Genomic DNA, 17,863 nt, shown 5'->3' on the forward strand with positions numbered 1-17,863 from the left:
AGGGGCAGGATCAGGTAAGTGGGAACCTTGAGAGAAAATCCAAACACCCCCCCCCCCCCCCCCCCCCCCCCCCCCCCCCCCCCCCCCCCGCCGCCGTACGGAGCGGGGGTCAGGCGCCCATCGCGTGCAGGCCGCCGTCCACGTGGATGATCTCGCCGGTGGTCTTGGGGAACCAGTCCGACAGCAGGGCGACGACGCCGCGCCCGGTCGGCTCCGGGTCGGTCATGTCCCACTCCAGCATGGAGCGGGAGTTCCACACGTCGGCCAGCTCGCCGAAGCCCGGGATGGACTTGGCGGCCATGGAGCCGAGCGGGCCCGCCGAGATCAGGTTGCAGCGGATGTTCTCCTTGCCCAGGTCGCGGGCGAGGTAGCGGCTGGTGGCTTCCAGCGCGGCCTTGGCCGGGCCCATCCAGTCGTACTGCGGCCAGGCGAACTGCGCGTCGAAGGTGAGGCCGACGATGGCCGCGCCCTCCTGCGGGAAGAGCGGCTTGCAGGCCATGGTCAGCGACTTCAGCGAGAACGCCGAGACGTGCATGGCGGTGGCGACCGACTCGAACGGCGTGTTCAGGAAGTTGCCGCCCAGGGCGTCCTGCGGCGCGAAGCCGATGGAGTGGACGACACCGTCGAGACCGCCGAGCTCGTCGCGGACGAGGCCCTCCAGGCGGGCCAGGTGCTCGTCGTTGGTGACGTCGAGCTCGATCACCTTGACGGGCTTGGGCAGCTTCTTGGCGATCCGCTCCGTCAGCGTCGGCCGCGGCCACGCCGTGAGGATGACCTCGGCACCCTGCTCCTGGGCGAGCTTGGCGGCGTGGAACGCGATGGAGGACTCCATCAGCACGCCGGTGATGAGGATGCGCTTGCCCTCGAGAATTCCGCTCATGGTGATCAGTGACCCATGCCCAATCCGCCGTCAACGGGAATGACGGCTCCGGTGATGTACGCGGCGTCGTCGGACGCCAGGAAGCTCACGGCCGCCGCGATCTCCTCGGGCTGCGCGTAGCGGCCGAGCGGCACCTGGCCCACGATGCCCGCACGCTGCTCGTCGGTGAGGACCTTGGTCATGTCCGTGTCGACGAAGCCGGGGGCGACCACGTTGAAGGTGATGTTGCGGGAGCCCAGCTCGCGGGCGAGCGACCGGGCGAAGCCGACCAGCGCGGCCTTGGAGGCGGCGTAGTTGGCCTGGCCCGCCGATCCCAGCAGTCCGACGACCGAGGAGATCAGGACGACGCGGCCCTTCTTGGCCCGCAGCATGCCGCGGTTCGCGCGCTTGACCACCCGGAAGGTGCCGGTGAGGTTGGTGTCGACGACCGAGGTGAAGTCCTCCTCGGTCATCCGCATCAGCAGGGTGTCCTTGGTGATGCCCGCGTTGGCCACCAGCACCTCGACCGCGCCGTGCGCTTCCTCGATCTGCTTGTAGGCCTGCTCCACCTGCTCGGAGTCGGTGATGTCGCACCGGACCGCCAGCACGCCGAGCGAGGCGAGCTCCTGCGGCGGCTCTCCCGACCGGTACGTGATCGCGACCTTGTCTCCGCCCTCCGCGAAGGCACGGGCGATGGCGAGGCCGATGCCCCGGTTTCCTCCGGTGACGAGAACCGAGCGGCTCAACGGATCACCCTTTCGCTAGCGGTCTGAATACCGGAAACCTATAGGCCGCGCCCCGCGTACGGAGAATCGACCTCCGACAGGGCCTTGGGACGGGCTCTGTCGAATCCCTACAGAAAGAGGTAGGCACGACCGCCCCGGGCGCGACATGATCGGGGAGACCGGCCCCGACTTCGGGAGGAATTCCGTGCCCCATTCCATCGACGCGGCCTTCACCGCGCTCCCCCTGCGCGCGCTCGCCGACGCGGCGCTCGCCCGGGCCCGCGCGCTGGGCGCCGAGCATGCCGATTTCCGGCTGGAGCGGATCCGCAGCGCCTCCTGGCGGCTGCGGGACGCCAAGCCCTCCGGCGGGTCCGACACCACTGACCTCGGCTACGCGGTCCGGGTGGTGCACGGGGGCAGCTGGGGGTTCGCCTCCGGCGTGGACCTGACCATGGACGCCGCCGCGCGGGTGGCCTCCCAGGCCGTGGCCATGGCGAAGCTGTCCGCCCAGGTGATCAAGGCGGCCGGTTCCGACGAGCGGGTGGAGCTCGCCGAGGAGCCGGTGCACGCGGACCGGACGTGGATCTCCGCCTACGACGTGGACCCGTTCGAGGTGGCGGACACGGAGAAGGCGGCGCTGCTGGCCGACTGGAGCGCGCGGCTGCTGGCGGCGGACGGGGTCGCGCACGTCGACGCCTCCCTGCTGGCCGTGCGCGAGAACAAGTTCTATGCCGACACCGCGGGCACGACGACCACCCAGCAGCGGGTGCGCGTCCACCCGCAGCTCACGGCGGTCGCCGTCAACGCCGCCACCGGCGAGTTCGACTCGATGCGCACCATCGCCCCGCCCGCCGGCCGCGGCTGGGAGTACCTGACCGGCACCGGCTGGGACTGGGACGCGGAGCTGGAGCAGATCCCCGGCCTGCTCGCCGAGAAGATGAAGGCGCCGAGCGTCCGGGCCGGGCGCTACGACCTGGTGGTGGACCCGTCCAACCTGTGGCTCACCATCCACGAGTCCATCGGCCACGCCACCGAGCTGGACCGGGCGCTGGGCTACGAGGCGGCGTACGCGGGGACCTCCTTCGCCACCTTCGACCAGCTCGGCACGCTCAAGTACGGCTCCCCGATCATGAACGTGACCGGTGACCGCACCGCCGAGCACGGACTGGCCACCGTCGGGTACGACGACGAGGGCGTCGAGGCGCAGAGCTGGGACCTGGTCAAGGACGGCACCCTGGTCGGCTACCAGCTGGACCGGCGCATCGCCAAGCTGACCGGCCTCGGCCGCTCCAACGGCTGCGCCTACGCCGACTCCCCCGGCCACGTGCCCGTGCAGCGCATGGCGAACGTCTCGCTCCAGCCGGATCCGGGCGGCCTGTCCACCGAGGACCTGATCGGCGGGGTCGAGCGCGGGATCTACGTGGTCGGCGACCGCTCCTGGTCGATCGACATGCAGCGCTACAACTTCCAGTTCACCGGGCAGCGGTTCTTCCGCATCGAGAACGGCCGGCTGGCCGGACAGCTGCGCGACGTCGCCTACCAGGCCACGACCACCGAGTTCTGGGGCTCCATGGAGAAGGTCGGCGGTCCGCAGACCTATGTCCTGGGCGGCGCCTTCAACTGCGGAAAGGCCCAGCCGGGCCAGGTCGCGTCGGTCAGCCACGGCTGCCCGTCCGCCCTGTTCCGCGACGTGAACATCCTGAACACCACGCAGGAGGCCGGACGATGACCCCGTCGACCCGATCGACCAAGCCCCACGAGATCGTCGAGCGGGCCCTGGAGCTGTCCACCGCCGACGGCTGCGTCGTCATCGCCGACGAGCAGTCCACCGCCAACCTGCGCTGGGCGGGCAACGCGCTCACCACCAACGGCGTCACCCGCGGCCGGACCCTGACGGTCATCGCCACGGTCGACGGCCGGGAGGGGACGGCCTCGGGGGTCGTCTCGCGCACCGCCGTCACCGCCGCGGACCTGGAGCCGCTGGTGCGCGCCGCCGAGGCGGCCGCCCGCGGGGCCGGTCCCGCCGAGGACGCCCAGCCGCTGGTGACCGGGACCCCCGCCTCGCCGGACTTCACCGACGCCCCGGCCGAGACCTCCTCGGCGGTCTTCGCGGACTTCGCCCCGGCGCTCGGCGAGTCCTTCGCCCGGGCCCGCGCGGGTGGCCGCGAGCTGTACGGATTCGCCAACCACGAGCTGGTCTCGACGTACGTCGGGACCTCCACGGGCCTGCGGCTGCGGCACGACCAGCCCAAGGGCACCCTGGAGCTCAACGCCAAGTCGCCGGACCGGCAGCGCTCCGCGTGGGCCGGCCGCGCCACCCGCGACTTCAAGGACGTGGACCCGACGGCCTTGGACGCGGAGCTCGCCGTCCGCCTCGGCTGGGCCGAGCGGAAGGTCGAGCTGCCCGCCGGCCGGTACGAGACGCTGCTGCCGCCGACGGCCGTGGCGGACCTGCTGATCTACCAGATGTGGTCGGCGTCGGCGCGGGACGCGGTGGAGGGCCGGACGGTCTTCTCCAAGCCCGGCGGCGGCACCCGGGTCGGGGAGCGGCTCTCCTCCCTCCCGCTGACGCTGCGCAGCGACCCGAACGAGCCGGGCCTGGAGTCCGCGCCGTTCGTCATCGCGCACAGCTCGGGGGACGACGCGTCGGTGTTCGACAACGGCCTGCCGGTCGCGGCGACCGAGTGGATCCGCGAAGGCGAGCTGACCCGGCTGACCACGACCCGGCACAGCGCCGCGCTGACCGACCTGCCGCTGGCCCCGGCCTTCGGCAACCTGGTCCTGGACGGCGGCGGGGAGAAGTCCCTGGAGGAGATGGTCGCCGGTACCGAGCGGGGTCTGCTGCTCACCTGTCTCTGGTACATCCGCGAAGTCGATCCGGCCACCCTGCTGCTCACGGGCCTCACCCGGGACGGGGTGTACCTGGTGGAGAACGGCCAGGTCACGGGCGCGGTGAACAACTTCCGGTTCAACGAGTCCCCGGTCGGCCTCCTGGCGCGGGCCACGGAGGCGGGCCGGACGGAGAAGACGCTGCCGCGCGAGTGGGGCGACTGGTTCACGCGGGCCGCGATGCCGGCTGTCCGCATCCCGGACTTCAACATGAGTTCGGTGAGCCAGGGCGTCTGACGCACCTAGACTGAGCACGGCATTTCCACAAAACGTAAGGAGTCGAGAGACCGTGACGGACATCGTCGACGAACTGAAGTGGCGCGGGCTCTTCGCCCAGTCCACTGACGAAGAAGCGCTGCGCAAGGCCTTCGCGGACGGTCCCGTCACGTTCTATTGCGGCTACGACCCGACCGCCGCCTCGCTGCACGTCGGCCACCTCGTCCAGGTGCTCACCATGCGCCGGCTCCAGCTGGCCGGGAACCGGCCGCTGGCGCTGGTCGGCGGGGCCACCGGCCAGATCGGCGACCCGCGGCCGACCGCCGAGCGCACGCTGAACGATCCCGCGGTCATCGCGGAGTGGGTGAACCGGCTGCGGTCGCAGATCGAGCCGTTCCTGTCCTTCGAGGGCGAGAACGCGGCGGTCCTGGTCAACAACCTGGACTGGACGGCGGGCATGTCCGCCATCGAGTTCCTGCGGGACATCGGCAAGCACTTCCGCGTCAACAAGATGCTGACGAAGGACTCGGTGGCCAAGCGCCTGGAGTCCGACCAGGGCATCAGCTACACGGAGTTCAGCTACCAGCTGCTGCAGGGCATGGACTTCCTGGAGCTGTACCGGCGCCACGGCTGCGTGCTCCAGCAGGGCGGCTCCGACCAGTGGGGCAACCTGACGGCCGGGCTGGACCTGATCCACCGGGTCGAGCCGGGGGCGGTCGTGCACGCGATGGCGACCCCGCTCATGGTCAAGGCGGACGGCACCAAGTTCGGCAAGACCGAGGGCGGGGCCGTCTGGCTGGACCCGGAGATGACCACGCCGTACGCGTTCTACCAGTTCTGGCTGAACGTGGACGACCGGGACATCTCCACCTACATGCGGATCCTGTCCTTCCGGAGCCGCGAGGAGCTGGAGGAGCTGGAGGCGCAGACCGCCGAGCGCCCGCAGGCGCGCGCCGCGCAGCGGGCGCTGGCGGAGGAGCTGACCACGCTGGTCCACGGCGCCGACCAGTGCGCGGCCGTGATCGCCGCGTCGAAGGCGCTGTTCGGACAGGGCGACCTGGCGGAGCTGGACGAGGCCACGCTGGCCGCGGCCCTGTCGGAGCTGCCGCACGCCCGGGTCGCGGAGCTCGGCCCGGTGGTGGACCTGCTGGCGGAAACCGGCCTGGTCCCGAGCAAGTCGGCCGGCCGGCGGACGGTGAAGGAGGGCGGCGCCTACGTGAACAACGTGAAGGTGACGGCCGAGGACGCGGTCCCCGCCGAGGAGGACCTGCTGCACGGACGGTGGCTGGTCCTGCGGCGCGGCAAGAAGAACCTGGCGGCGGTCGAGGTCGCCGGCGCCTGACGGGCGGTCGCCGGGCGAATGCCCGGAAGGCCCGCAGCAGAACGCGGCGGAGGGGCCGGTGCAGACAGTTGGTCCGGCCGGCCCCTCCGCCGCGTTCCGGGACGGGACGCGGCCGGAACGGCTAGGTCATCTCGCGCCGACCGCCCCGCATGGCCTTGTAGGCCATCTCACCGAGCGCCACGAGGGCGACCGCGCCCGCCAGCTGGAGCAGGTGGCGGATCCAGTCGATGCCCCGGGTGTCGGCGACCCCGATCCAGGTGGCGACGGCGTTGCCCAGGACACCGCCCAGGATGCCCATGATCGCGGTCAGCCACAGGGGCTGGTGCTGCTTGCCGGGCAGGACCAGCCGGGCCAGCAGACCCAGCACCAAACCGACGATGATCGCCCACAACCAGTGCATGTCGAGCCTCCTCCTGGCGCGTTGTGCGCACGTGGGCCCAGTGTCGGACCGTCCGGCGCACCGCGCATGTCGGACGGCACCATTCGGGGTGACCCGCTCTCCTCACGACCGGGGAGGCGGCGTACCGTGGAGAGGGTCCGGGCCGGCAGCGAGCGTCCGGCGGGTGATCGGTGGTGGAGCATGGAGCGGACGAGACGACACAAGCGGGACGGCGCCGAGGTCTTCCGGATCACGGGCGCGCGCATGGGGCTCACCGAGGACGTGCGGGGCCGTCAGCGCCGCTACGTGATCTCGATGGCCGTCAGGACCTTGTCGGTCATCGCGACGGTCGTGCTGTGGAACGTCCAGCGGCCGGTGGCGATCGTGACGCTGGTCGCGGGAGCGTTGCTGCCGTACGTCGCCGTGGTCATCGCCAACGCGGGACGCGAGTCGGCCCCCTCGCTGCCCTCGCACTTCATCCAGGCTCCGGTGCTGCCCGCGCTGGAAGCGGGAAACCTCAGGAAAAGCTCAGATCAATCATGAAGTTCCGGTGCACCGTACCGGGTCCTGCGTGACATACTGCCTACGCGCTCCGCATCCCCCGTCGGAGCGACGGACCGACGCCGGGCAGCTCCCCCCGTGGCTGCTCGGCGTCGCCATTCCGTTCCGGCGGTTTGTAGGGTTGAGGCGTGACCTCCCCTGATACCGACACCCCCCGCACCGACGTCCCCACCTGCTCCGCCAAGGGCTGCCGTGACGCGGCCGTCTGGGTGCTGGCATGGAACAACCCCTCGCTGCACACGCCGGAGCGCCGCAAGACCTGGCTGGCGTGCGAGGAGCACCGCGACCACCTGTCCCGCTTCCTCGACGTCCGCGGGTTCCTGAAGGACGTGGTGGAGCTCGGCGAGTGGGTGCAGCCGGAGGGCTCGGAGCGCACGGGCTGAGCCGCCGGGCGGTCGGGGCCTAGCCGCCGATCGCCGACATGGGGCGCTCGGGCTGCAGGAAGGACGGGTCGTCCAGGCCGGATCCGGCCTTCTTGCCCCACATGGCCACCTTCCACAGCCGGGCGATCTCCTCGTCCTCGGCGCCCGAGCGCAGCGCGGACCGCAGGTCCGACTCCTCGGTGGCGAACAGGCACGTGCGGATCTGGCCGTCGGCCGTGAGCCGCGTGCGGTCGCAGGCTCCGCAGAAGGGGCGGGTGACCGAGGCGATGACGCCGACGGTGGCCGGGCCGCCGTCGACCAGCCAGCGCTCGGCCGGGGCGGAGCCGCGCTCGTCGGCCCCCTCCTCGGTGAGCTCGAAGCGGGCCCGCAGGGACCGGAGGATGTCACCGGCGGTGATCATGCCCTCGCGCTTCCAGCCGTGCTGGGCGTCGAGGGGCATCTGCTCGATGAAGCGCAGCTCGTACTCGTTCTCCACGGCCCACGCCAGCAGGTCGGGGGCCTCGTCGTCGTTGAGCCCGGGCATCAGGACGGCGTTGACCTTGACGGGGGTGAGGCCGGCTTCCCGGGCGGCGGCCATGCCGTCGATGACGTCCTTGTGCCGGTCGCGACGGGTGAGGGTCTTGAAGACCTCGGGCCGCAGGGTGTCGAGCGAGACGTTCACCCGGTCCAGGCCGGCGGCCTTCAGCGCCTGCGCGGTGCGCTTGAGGCCGATGCCGTTGGTGGTCAGGGACATCCTGGGGCGCGGTTCGAGGGCCGCGCACTGCTCGACGATCCCGACGAGACCCGGGCGCAGCAGCGGCTCGCCTCCGGTGAAGCGGACCTCGGTGATGCCGAGGTCGGTGACGGCGATCCGGATGAGCCGGACGATCTCCTCGTCGGTGAGCAGATCGGACTTGCCGAGCCATTGCAGCCCTTCTTCGGGCATGCAGTAGGTACAGCGGAGATTGCACCGGTCGGTGAGCGAGACGCGCAGGTCAGTGGCCACGCGGCCGTAGGTGTCGAGAAGCACTGTGGGCCCCCTCCCCTGTCCGGATCTGTAGAGGTTGGATGCTTTGAGCCTACGCGACGGGTGTTACATCCAGGGGCGCCCGAACGGACGAGAGACACGGGGGCCGCGTCGTACGGAACTACGACGCGGCCACGGTGGGTGTTCGGACGATCTCAGTGAGCGCCTGTTCCGGTGAGGGAGCGGACCTCCAACTCGGCGAACTTCTGCGGATCGGCCTTCTCCTTGGACAGGACGGTTCCCAGCCAGCCCAGCAGGAAGCCGAGCGGGATGGAGACGATCCCCGGGTTCTCCAGCGGGAACCAGTAGAAGTCGGCGTCCTTGAACATCGAGGTCGGCTTGCCGGAGACGACCGGGGAGAACAGCACCAGACCGACCGCCGATACCAGGCCGCCATAGATGGACCACAGCGCGCCCTGGGTGCTGAAGCGCTTCCAGAAGAGGCTGTAGAGGATCGTCGGCAGGTTGGCGGAGGCGGCGACGGCGAAGGCGAGGGCGACCAGGCCGGCGACGTTGAGGTCGCGGGCGAGGGCGCCGAGGCCGATGGCGGCGGCGCCGATGACCACGGTGGACCAGCGGGCCGCGCGCACCTCCTCCTTCTCGGTGGCCTTGCCCTTGCGGATGACGTTGACGTACAGGTCGTGCGCGAAGGACGAGGAGGAGGCCAGGGTGAGGCCCGCGACCACGGCGAGGATGGTGGCGAAGGCGACCGCGGAGATCACGGCCAGCAGGACCGCGCCGCCGGTGGAGCCCGCGCCGCCGCCGATCTCCTGGGCGAGCAGCGGGGCCGCGGTGTTGCCGGCCTTGTTCGAGGCGAGGATGTCGTCCCGCTCGAGCAGGGCGGCGGCTCCGAAGCCGAGGGCGATGGTCATCAGGTAGAAGGCGCCGATGATGCCGATGGCCCAGTTCACGGACTTGCGGGCGGCCTTGGCCGTCGGCACGGTGTAGAAGCGGATCAGGATGTGCGGCAGGCCGGCGGTGCCGAGCACCAGGGCCAGGCCCAGCGAGATGAAGTCCAGCTTGGTGAGCGAGTCCTTGCCGTACTTGAGCCCCGGTTCGAGGAACTTGGTGCCCTGTCCGCTGTTCTCGGCGGCCTGTCCGAGCAGCGCGGAGACGTTGAAGCTGAACTTCCACAGCACCAGGAAGGTGATCAGGAGGGCGCCCGCGATGAGCAGCACGGCCTTGATCATCTGGACCCAGGTGGTGCCCTTCATGCCGCCGATCGTCACGTAGACGATCATCAGGACGCCGACCAGCGCGACGACCGCGACCTTGCCGCCGTCGCTGGTGATGCCGAGGAGCAGCGAGACGAGCACGCCGGCGCCGGCCATCTGGGCGAGCAGGTAGAAGATCGAGACGACGATGGTGGACGTGCCGGCGGCGGTACGGACGGGCCGCTGGCGCATCCGGTAGGCGAGGACGTCGCCCATCGTGTAGCGACCGGAGTTGCGCAGCGGTTCGGCGACGAGCAGCAGGGCCACGAGCCAGGCGACGAGGAAGCCGATGGAGTAGAGGAAGCCGTCGTAGCCGAAGAGGGCGATGGCTCCGGCGATGCCGAGGAAGGACGCGGCGGACATGTAGTCGCCGGAGATCGCGAGGCCGTTCTGGAACCCGGTGAACTGCCGGCCGCCGGCGTAGAAGTCGGCGGCGCCCTTGGTCTGGCGGCCGGCCCAGATGGTGATGATCAGGGTGGCGACGACGAACAGGCCGAACAGGGTGATGATCAGCGGGCGGTGCTCGGAGGCTCCGGCGGCGACCGTGGTCAGGTGGAGCGTGCCGCTCATTTCCCGCCCTCCATCCGTGCCTTGATGGCCGAGGCCCTGGGGTCGAGCTTGGCGGCGGCGTGCCGCGAGTACAGCCAGGCGATCAGGAACGTCGTCGCGAACTGGGCGACGCCGAGGACGAGGGCGACGTTGATGTTGCCGAAGAGCTTGGTCCCCATGAAGCCGCCCGCATAGCTGGAGAGCAGCACGTAGAGCAGGTACCAGGCGATGAAGGCGACGGTGAGCGGGAAGGCGAAGGAGCGGTAGGAGCGGCGCAGTTCGGCGAACTCGGCACTCTGCTGGACGGCTGTGAACTCCTCGGCCGTGGGCCCGGGGCCGGGACCCGCCGGAGGCGTTTCCGTGCCGCCGGGCGGCGGCGCTGCTTCGGTGGTCACGGGGGGCTCTCCTTGCGACGCGGGTGCGGTGGGGACGACGGACAAAACAACCTCCGTGGGGGGACGGTGGCGCTGACGCCCCCTGACAACGGCACGGCCGGCGCGTCGGGACGGTTCAACACCTGGCGCTTCTTTCGAAACTGATTTCTCGAACTGATGGCGCAAAGGGGAACACCGGCACTAGGTTCCCCATGTCATGAACCCGTCCGCCGTGACCACGACCGGGCGGGCTTCTTTTCAAGGATGATGTGGAGAACCCATGGCTCATCTGGGATCCGGCCGCCGGCGTGCTCTCGCCGTACCGGTCGGCCTGGCGCTCACCGCGTCGCTCGCCTTCCTGCCCTCGGTCTCGGCCTCGGCCGCCCCGCTGGGCAACACGGCGGACGCGGCTACGGCTTCGAGGGCGGAGACCACCGGCCCCAAGCTGTCGTACGTGGCGAACCTCAACGCGTATGCCACGGTGAAGGCGGCGAAGAAGGCCATCGAGCGGGCCGGCGGAACGGTGGTGACGGCCTATGAGCAGATCGGGGTCGTCGTCGCGCACTCCCAGAACCCCGACTTCGCCCGGCAGCTGCGCGCCAACCGCGGCCTGTTCGTCTCGGTCGGCGCCACCCGTACGGCCCCCCTCCAGGCGGTGCAGACGACCGACGAGGGCACCACGCAGCAGCTGAGCGCGGCGGACGCCGCCAAGGCGGCCGCGGCGGCCCAGGAGGGTCAGGAGCCGCTGGAGCCCAACCAGTGGGATCTGCGGACGATCAAGGCCGACCAGGCTCACAAGATCAACGATGGCAGCCAGGACGTCACCGTGGGCGTCATCGACACAGGTGTCGACGACACTCACCCCGATCTGGCGCCGAACTTCTCCAAGGAGCAGTCGGCCAACTGCGTCGGCGGTGTCGCGGACACCTCCGAGGGCGCCTGGCGTCCCTACCCGGACGGCAGTGACCACGGCACGCACGTGGCCGGCACCATCGCGGCCCCCCGCAACGGCATCGGCGTCAGCGGTGTCGCGCCCGGTGTGAAGGTCGCCGGCATCAAGGTGAGCGAGCCGGGGACCAGCCTCTTCTACACCGAGGCGGTCGTCTGCGGCTTCATGTTCGCCGCCGAGAAGGGGATCGAGGTGACCAACAACAGCTACTACGTCGACCCCTGGCTCTACAACTGCAAGTCGGACGACGACCAGAAGGCGCTGGTGGAGGCCATCGGCCGGGCCACCAAGTACGCCGAGCGCAAGGGCACGCTCCACGTGGCCTCGGCCGGCAACTCCAACCACGACCTGGCCGGGGAGTCGATCCTCGACGACACCAGTCCGAACGACACCACCCCGGTGCCGCGCACCATCGACCCGAGCGTCTGCCTGGACCTGCCCACCCAGCTCCCGGGCGTGGTCACGGTCTCGGCGACCGGCGACCAGGGCCTGCGCTCGTACTACTCCAGCTACGGCCTGGGCGTCGTGGACGTCGCCGGCCCGGGCGGCGACAAGTGGCAGATACCGGCCACCCCGGACGCGAACGGCCGCGTGCTGTCCACCGTCCTGGGCGGCGGGTACGGCTACAAGCAGGGCACCTCGATGGCCGCCCCGCACGTCGCGGGCGTCGCGGCGCTCCTCAAGAGCGCCCACCCGTCGGCCACGCCCTCGCAGCTCCAGGCGATGCTCAAGAGCCAGGCCACGAAGGCCCCCTGCCCGGCGCAGATCTACAACAGCGCGGGCACCCTCGTCGACGCCACCACCTGCGAGAGCAAGTGGGGCCAGACGGGCTACTACGGCTACGGCGTGGTCGACGCGCTGAAGGCCGTCAAGTAACCGGCTGGGCAACGGAAAGGGGCCGGGCGGGGACCATCCCGCCCGGCCCTTCCGCGTACCGGTCGTCAGGGCGTGATCAGCACCTTGAGCGCACTGCGGTCGTCCATCGCGCGGTAGCCGTCGGGGACCTCGGCCAGGGACACGGCCCGGTCGAAGAGCGGAGAGGGGTCGATGGCGCCGCTGAGGACGTCCTGAAGCAGCTCGGGGATGTAGGCGCGGACCGGGGCCACGCCCCCGCGCAGGGTGATGTTGCGGTCGAACATCACGCCGAGGTCGAGGCCGGTGCCGCTGCCGTGCGGCACGCCGACGTAGCCGATGGCCCCGCCGTCGCGGGTGATGTGCACGGCGGTGCGCATGGACTGCTCCGTGCCGACCGCCTCGATGACAGCGTGCGCGCCCTGACCGCCGGTGAGTTCGCGGACGGCCGCCTCGGCGGCCTCCCCGCGCTCGGCGACGATGTCCGTGGCCCCGAAGAGCCGGGCGATGTCCGTACGGGCGGTGTGGCGCCCGAGGGCGATGATCCGCTCGGCGCCGAGGCGCTTGGCGGCGAGGACGCCGCACAGGCCGACGGCGCCGTCGCCGACGACGGCGACCGTGGAGCCGGCGCGCACGCCGGCGCCCAGCGCGGCGTGGTGGCCGGTGCCCATGACGTCGGAGAGCGCGAGCAGCCCGGTCAGCAGGTGCTCGTCGGAGACGGCCGCGGCCGGCAGCTTCACCAGGGTGCCGTCGGCGTGCGGGACGCGGACGGCCTCGCCCTGTCCGCCGTCGTGGCCGACCGAGCCCCAGAAACCGCCGTGCACGCAGGAGGTGTACAGACCTTCGGAGCAGTAGGCGCAGGTCCCGTCGGACCACATGAAGGGGGCGACGACCAGGTCGCCGGCGCGCAGGCCGCGGACGGCGGAACCGGTCTCCTCGACGACGCCGAGGAACTCGTGGCCGATCCGCTGGCCGGGCTCGCGGGCAGCTTCGCCGCGGTAGGCCCAGAGGTCGCTGCCGCAGATGCAGGCACGCAGGACGCGGACGACGGCGTCCTCGGGGCGCTGGATCGCAGCGTCGGGCACCTCCTCCACGCGGATGTCGTGCGGGGCGTGGATGACGGTGGCGCGCATGGTGGTGCAGTCCTCCGGCTAGGGGGCGGCTCAGGTGGTGCGGTCCTGTAGGACCTTCACACGGTACGCCTGCGCGGAGGCGAGCGCGCCCGTGGCCAGGAGGTACTGGGCGGCCAGATAGGTGGCCATGATCCAGAAGTCGGGCCGCGGCAGCTGCGGCCACGCGGCGACCCCGGTCGCGATGAGGGTGTCGGAGAGCAGGAACAGCGCCCCGCCCGCCCCGGCGCGCAGCCCGAGGGCACTGGAGCGGAAGGCCATGGCGGTCAGGAGCAGGCTGTAGCCCGCGACGGGGATCCGCAGGTCCGCCGGGAGGTCGGGCCACATCAGGCCGACGGTGCCGAGGAGCGCGAGCAGGTAGCCGCCGCCGAGCAGCGGGTTGGCCGGGCGGCGGCCGAAGAGCACGAGGTAGCAGACGTGCCCCGCGGCGAAGGAGCCCATGCCGATCAGGAAGGCGGGCTCGGCGTCGAAGAGCAGCGCGAGGTCCCCGCCCCAGCCGAACAGCAGGGCGGCGACCAGCAGGCGGGGGGCGCCGCGGGTGAGCACGTACGCCACCAGCAGGGGCATCAGCAGGGGTTTGGCGAGGACGTGCCCGAGGTGCCAGTCGGCGAGCAGCGAGCCGAGGTCCGCGGCGGCGGCCGCGGCGAAGGCGCCGAGCAGGACCCGGGAGGCGGCCGCGCCCCGCGCGGGTGCGGGGCGGCCCCAGGAGGGCGTCGGGGACTCGGCGGCGCTCACGCGGCGTGCTCCGACTCCGGGGCGGCGGTGCCCACGGCCTCGGTGGCGGGCGCGGCGGGGGCGGGCGGGGCGGGGGCGGGCGCGACCGAGGCGGCGGTGGCCGCGGCGGGCGTGGCCGCGGCGGGCGTCGCGGCTGGTGCTGCGGGCTGCCAGCCCGGGCCGCGGAACACCCGGCCGGCGCGCTCGCGCCAGCTGCTCGCCGCGCGGACGTCGCGGGCGATGGCGGCGTACTCGTGGGTGGCCACGCGCAGCGGGTTGTGGGTGCCGATGTTCTTGGTGAGCCCGTAGACGGGGCGCTCGGTCTCCCCCACCCAGGAACCGAACATCCGGTCCCAGACGATCAGGATCCCGCCGAAGTTGCGGTCCAGGTAGCCGCCCTGCGAGGCGTGGTGGACGCGGTGGTGGGAGGGGGTGTTGAAGACGTACTCGTAGGCGCGCGGCAGCTTCCCGATCCGCTCGGTGTGGACCCAGAACTGGTAGAGCAGGTTGATGCCGTAGCAGAACGGGATCGCGGCGGGGTGCACGCCGAGGGCCACCATCGGCAGGTAGAACCACCAGGTGGTGGCGCTGGTCCAGGGCTGGCGCAGCGCGGTGGTGAGGTTGAACCGCCGACTGCTGTGGTGGACCACGTGGCAGGCCCACAGGATGCGGATGACGTGGTGGAGGCGGTGCTGCCAGTAGTAGAGGAAGTCCTGCGCGAGCAGCATCAGCAGGAGGGTCCACCACAGGAACGGCACGCGCAGCGGGGTGAGTTCGTAGACGGCCGTGAACACCGCGACGACCGGGATCTTCCAGAGCAGGTCGAAGCCGATGCTGCCCAACCCCATGGTGACGCTGGTGACGGCGTCCTTGGCGTCGTACCCGGCGGCGTCCTCGTCGGGGCGGAGCCGGTAGCTGACCACCTCGATGACGGTGAGCAGCACGAAGGCGGGTATGGACCACAGCACGACATCGGGCAGGTTCGGCATGTCGGCACCATAGAGGCGGCCTCCGGGGCGCCGCTAGGGGTTGTTACCGATCGGTATCCATCGAGGTTACCGACGGTTCGCCAGGGCGGGCCATGACGGGGCGCGGGGGACGGCACCGGTACGGCTGCTTGCCCGGTACGGCGCCCCGGTATGACCTCCCGTCCGGGGGCGGCTCCCCACCGGGAGCCGGACCCCCCGGGCCGGAAGGCGGGCTACCAGACGCGGACCGAGCCCCCTCGGGCGAAGGCCGGGCTCGTGGCCTCCGGCGGAACCTCCGTCAGGGGGACCGCGATATCCGAGACCAGCGGGCCGTGCTTCGCCGCGAGGGCGTCCAGCAGGGTGAGGTCGAAGCCGTAGACGCGCGCCGCGTTGCCGCCGGCCATCGCGGCGACCTCCTCCCGCGGGAGGCCCGCGTAGGCGATGCGCAGGCCCTCCCGGGAGAAGGGGGCCGTGCCCTCGTCGTGGGGGTAGTCGCTGCCCCACATGATCTTGTCGAGGCCGATCCGCTCCCGCAGGGGCACCTCGTGGGGGCGCATGAAGCTCGCACCGACGAAGCAGTTCTCCCGCCAGACCTCGCTCGGGCCCCTGCCCATGGCCTGCGCCAGGCCCGCGCCGAACTTGGCCTCGGCCGTCGCCGAGGCCGCGACCAGGCGGCCGTGGTAGTAGTCCAGCATGTCCAGCACGCCCGGGATCCAGCCCGAGCCCTGCTCGGTCAGGACGAGTTTCAGGCCGGGGTGGCGGCGGAAGGCCCCGCCGAAGACCAGGTGCCACAGGGCCCGGTGCGAGAACCAGGTGGTCTCCACCATGAAGACGGCCCGGGCGGCCGGTTCGTCGCCGAGCGGCGGGGAGGCCGAGCCGCCGTGGTGGTTGACCGGCACGTCGAGCTCGTCGCACACGGCCCAGATGGGGTCGTACGCGGCCGAGTACAGCTCGGGAACGGTGGAGCCGGGTGGCACCCCGGGCAGCAGGATGCCGCCCGTCAGCCCCGCCTCCCGCGTGCGGCGGATCTCCGCCACCGCCGCGTCGACGTCGTTCAGCAGGATCTGGGCGACCCCCGCCCGCCGTCCCGGGGCCTGCGCGCAGAAGTCCGCGAGCCACCGGTTGTGGGCCTGGAGCCCGGCCCACCGCATCTCGAACTCGGCGGCGGTCGGCGGCTGGGCCATCAGGGAGGTCTTGGGGAAGAACGGCGGGATGGTGTTGGGGAAGACGACCTCGGCGACGATCCCGTCGGCCTCCAGCTCCGCCAGCCGCCGCGCCGAGTTCCAGTTGCGGTCCGCCGTGTCCGCGAGGAGGTCCTCGTACGGGTTCACGTAGGTGGCGGCCCAGGCGTCGAACTCGTCGTGGTACCGCTTCTCCAGGTACGGCTTGTAGTCCAGCAGGTCGGCGCCCGCGTGGCAGTCCGCCGAGATGACCGTGTAGCGGTCCCCGCCCGTCACCGCGACACCCCCAGCACCGGGAAGTCGCGCCCCGTCAGCCAGTGCCGGCCCACCTCGCGCGAGCGGGCCCAGGACGCCTCCACCGCGGCCTGGTCGGAGGATTGACCGAGCTCGGCCGGGGTGGGGCCGATCCGGCGGGCGGTCGCGGCGAGCCTGTCCGTGTCGAAGCCGAAGACCTCGGCGGCCGCCAGCCCCAGCATCCGGCGGGTCTCCCCCACCGGGATGTCGTGGAAGGTCCTGCGCAGCCAGGCGCGGGTGTCGGGCCAGGTGCCCTCGGGGTGCGGGAAGTCCGAGCCCCACAGGATGTTGTCCACGCCGATCTCGTAGCGCTGGGCCAGTTCGCGGCGCTTGGTGTTGGTGGCGCAGACGAAGACCTGCCGGTCGAGGTACTCGCTCGGCGGGCGCTTGAGCTCGGCGAACGGCGAGAGCTTCTTGCCGCCGTGGGCGCCGAGGTAGAGGCGGTCCATGAACCACAGCTGGTTGGGCAGCCACCAGCAACCCGACTCGGCCACGCCGAACTTCAGCCCCGGGTGCCGCTCGAAGACCCCGGACCAGAGCAGGAACCACAGCGGCCGCGCCGGCCACCAGGTGACCTCGGAGACGTAGATGCCCAGGTGGTCGCCGTACTCGTGACGGGGGGCGGCCCCGGAGTGGGTCACGACCGGCATCGCCGTCTCGGCGGCGGCCGCCCAGACCGGGTCGTAGCGCCGGTCGTGGTAGGGGGCCTTGTCCACCCACATGGAGGGGATCATCAACGCCCCCAGCCCGGACTCCTTGGCCCGGTGGATCTCGGCGACCACCCGGTCCGGGTCCCCGGTGACGGGCAGCAGCGCGACGCCGCAGTGCCGCTCGGGGTTCTGCCCGACGAAGTCGGCGAGCCAGCGGTTGTGGGCCTGCGCGCCCGCCATGCCCAGGTCGGGGTCCTGGTCGCCGGAGAGGCCGAGGCCCACTCCGAAGGGGGCGGCGGTCTGGCTGTCGACGGCGTCCGCGTCGGGGAAGACGACCTCGGCGGCCACGCCGTCGCCGTCGAGTTCCTTCAGGCGCTGCCCGGCGTCCCAACCGCCCTTGAGGCCCTCCTCGTGGTCGTGGAACCACTTCTCGGCGAAGGCCTCGTTGCGGATGCCGAGCCGGGTGGCCTCCTCGCGCCGGGCGTCGCGCTGCCCGAGGAACTCGTCGAAGGCGGCGTGGAAGCGGGAGTCGAGGTAGGGGCGGTACCGCTCGGTGGGCAGGCCCGCGTGGCAGTCGGAGGAGATGATCAGGTACGGGTCTTCGTACGTCTCGTCAGGCACGGCGGGG

Annotated in this window: 17 protein-coding genes; 6 read left to right on the plus strand and 11 right to left on the minus strand. The window is 71.6% G+C overall.

Translation table 11 applies throughout. The annotated features are described in order from the left end of the window. Positions 1-109 precede the first annotated feature (109 nt). Positions 110-880 carry an enoyl-ACP reductase FabI gene (gene fabI, locus AC07FY_RS31095; RefSeq protein WP_479013150.1) on the minus strand — a complete coding sequence of 257 codons (771 nt, stop codon included), beginning with the start codon at positions 878-880 and terminating at the stop codon, positions 110-112. 5 nt (positions 881-885) lie between these two features. Further along, positions 886-1,605: a 3-oxoacyl-[acyl-carrier-protein] reductase gene (gene fabG, locus AC07FY_RS31100; protein ID WP_479013152.1), complete on the minus strand. Its 720-nt coding sequence runs from the start codon at positions 1,603-1,605 to the stop codon at positions 886-888. Positions 1,606-1,750: 145 nt separating this feature from the next. Here fabG and AC07FY_RS31105 point away from each other — a divergent pair, with 145 nt between their 5' ends. The 3 genes from AC07FY_RS31105 to tyrS are packed head-to-tail and all read left to right on the plus strand — an operon-like array spanning position 1,751 to position 6,031. Continuing rightward, positions 1,751-3,313, plus strand: coding sequence for a TldD/PmbA family protein (locus tag AC07FY_RS31105; RefSeq protein ID WP_479013155.1), 1,563 nt, complete (start codon positions 1,751-1,753; stop codon positions 3,311-3,313). Continuing rightward, complete coding sequence (locus AC07FY_RS31110) at positions 3,310-4,710, plus strand: metallopeptidase TldD-related protein (RefSeq protein WP_479013157.1); 1,401 nt, start codon at positions 3,310-3,312, stop codon at positions 4,708-4,710. Before AC07FY_RS31105 ends, AC07FY_RS31110 begins: the two co-directional genes overlap by 4 nt. A 52-nt stretch (positions 4,711-4,762) precedes the next feature. Further along, entirely contained in the window at positions 4,763-6,031 is a 1,269-nt protein-coding gene (gene tyrS / locus AC07FY_RS31115; RefSeq protein ID WP_479013160.1) for a tyrosine--tRNA ligase, read from the plus strand. A gap of 121 nt (positions 6,032-6,152) precedes the next feature. Here tyrS and AC07FY_RS31120 read toward each other — a convergent pair whose 3' ends face one another. Continuing rightward, entirely contained in the window at positions 6,153-6,431 is a 279-nt protein-coding gene (locus AC07FY_RS31120) for a GlsB/YeaQ/YmgE family stress response membrane protein (RefSeq protein ID WP_479013162.1), read from the minus strand. 180 nt (positions 6,432-6,611) lie between these two features. Here AC07FY_RS31120 and AC07FY_RS31125 point away from each other — a divergent pair, with 180 nt between their 5' ends. Beyond that, entirely contained in the window at positions 6,612-6,953 is a 342-nt protein-coding gene (locus tag AC07FY_RS31125) for a DUF3099 domain-containing protein (RefSeq protein ID WP_479013165.1), read from the plus strand. 146 nt (positions 6,954-7,099) lie between these two features. Then, a complete protein-coding gene (locus AC07FY_RS31130; protein ID WP_479013167.1) occupies positions 7,100-7,354 on the plus strand; it encodes a hypothetical protein in 255 nt (84 codons plus the stop codon). 19 nt (positions 7,355-7,373) lie between these two features. Here AC07FY_RS31130 and moaA read toward each other — a convergent pair whose 3' ends face one another. From moaA to AC07FY_RS31145, 3 genes are all read right to left on the minus strand, one after another. Next, a complete protein-coding gene (gene moaA, locus AC07FY_RS31135; RefSeq protein ID WP_479013170.1) occupies positions 7,374-8,363 on the minus strand; it encodes a GTP 3',8-cyclase MoaA in 990 nt (329 codons plus the stop codon). A gap of 152 nt (positions 8,364-8,515) precedes the next feature. Continuing rightward, positions 8,516-10,144, minus strand: a complete 1,629-nt coding sequence (locus AC07FY_RS31140) for a solute symporter family protein (protein WP_479013173.1) — start codon at positions 10,142-10,144, stop codon at positions 8,516-8,518. Beyond that, positions 10,141-10,518, minus strand: coding sequence for a DUF485 domain-containing protein (locus tag AC07FY_RS31145; protein ID WP_479013175.1), 378 nt, complete (start codon positions 10,516-10,518; stop codon positions 10,141-10,143). Before AC07FY_RS31145 ends, AC07FY_RS31140 begins: the two co-directional genes overlap by 4 nt. 259 nt (positions 10,519-10,777) lie before the next feature. Between AC07FY_RS31145 and AC07FY_RS31150 the strand changes: the two genes are divergently transcribed. Then, a complete protein-coding gene (locus AC07FY_RS31150; protein WP_479013178.1) occupies positions 10,778-12,322 on the plus strand; it encodes a S8 family serine peptidase in 1,545 nt (514 codons plus the stop codon). Between the two features lie 65 nt (positions 12,323-12,387). Here AC07FY_RS31150 and AC07FY_RS31155 read toward each other — a convergent pair whose 3' ends face one another. From AC07FY_RS31155 to AC07FY_RS31175, 5 genes are all read right to left on the minus strand, one after another. Beyond that, positions 12,388-13,431, minus strand: a complete 1,044-nt coding sequence (locus AC07FY_RS31155) for a zinc-dependent alcohol dehydrogenase family protein (protein WP_479013181.1) — start codon at positions 13,429-13,431, stop codon at positions 12,388-12,390. Between the two features lie 30 nt (positions 13,432-13,461). Then, positions 13,462-14,163: a lysoplasmalogenase gene (locus AC07FY_RS31160; protein WP_479013184.1), complete on the minus strand. Its 702-nt coding sequence runs from the start codon at positions 14,161-14,163 to the stop codon at positions 13,462-13,464. Beyond that, positions 14,160-15,131 carry a sterol desaturase family protein gene (locus AC07FY_RS31165; protein WP_479013187.1) on the minus strand — a complete coding sequence of 324 codons (972 nt, stop codon included), beginning with the start codon at positions 15,129-15,131 and terminating at the stop codon, positions 14,160-14,162. Before AC07FY_RS31165 ends, AC07FY_RS31160 begins: the two co-directional genes overlap by 4 nt. Positions 15,132-15,343: 212 nt before the next feature. Next, positions 15,344-16,567, minus strand: coding sequence for an amidohydrolase family protein (locus AC07FY_RS31170; RefSeq protein ID WP_479013190.1), 1,224 nt, complete (start codon positions 16,565-16,567; stop codon positions 15,344-15,346). Next, complete coding sequence (locus AC07FY_RS31175) at positions 16,564-17,856, minus strand: amidohydrolase family protein (RefSeq protein ID WP_479013193.1); 1,293 nt, start codon at positions 17,854-17,856, stop codon at positions 16,564-16,566. Before AC07FY_RS31175 ends, AC07FY_RS31170 begins: the two co-directional genes overlap by 4 nt. Positions 17,857-17,863 lie beyond the last annotated feature (7 nt).

The sequence above is a fragment of the Streptomyces sp. NPDC045967 genome (assembly GCF_056430495.1).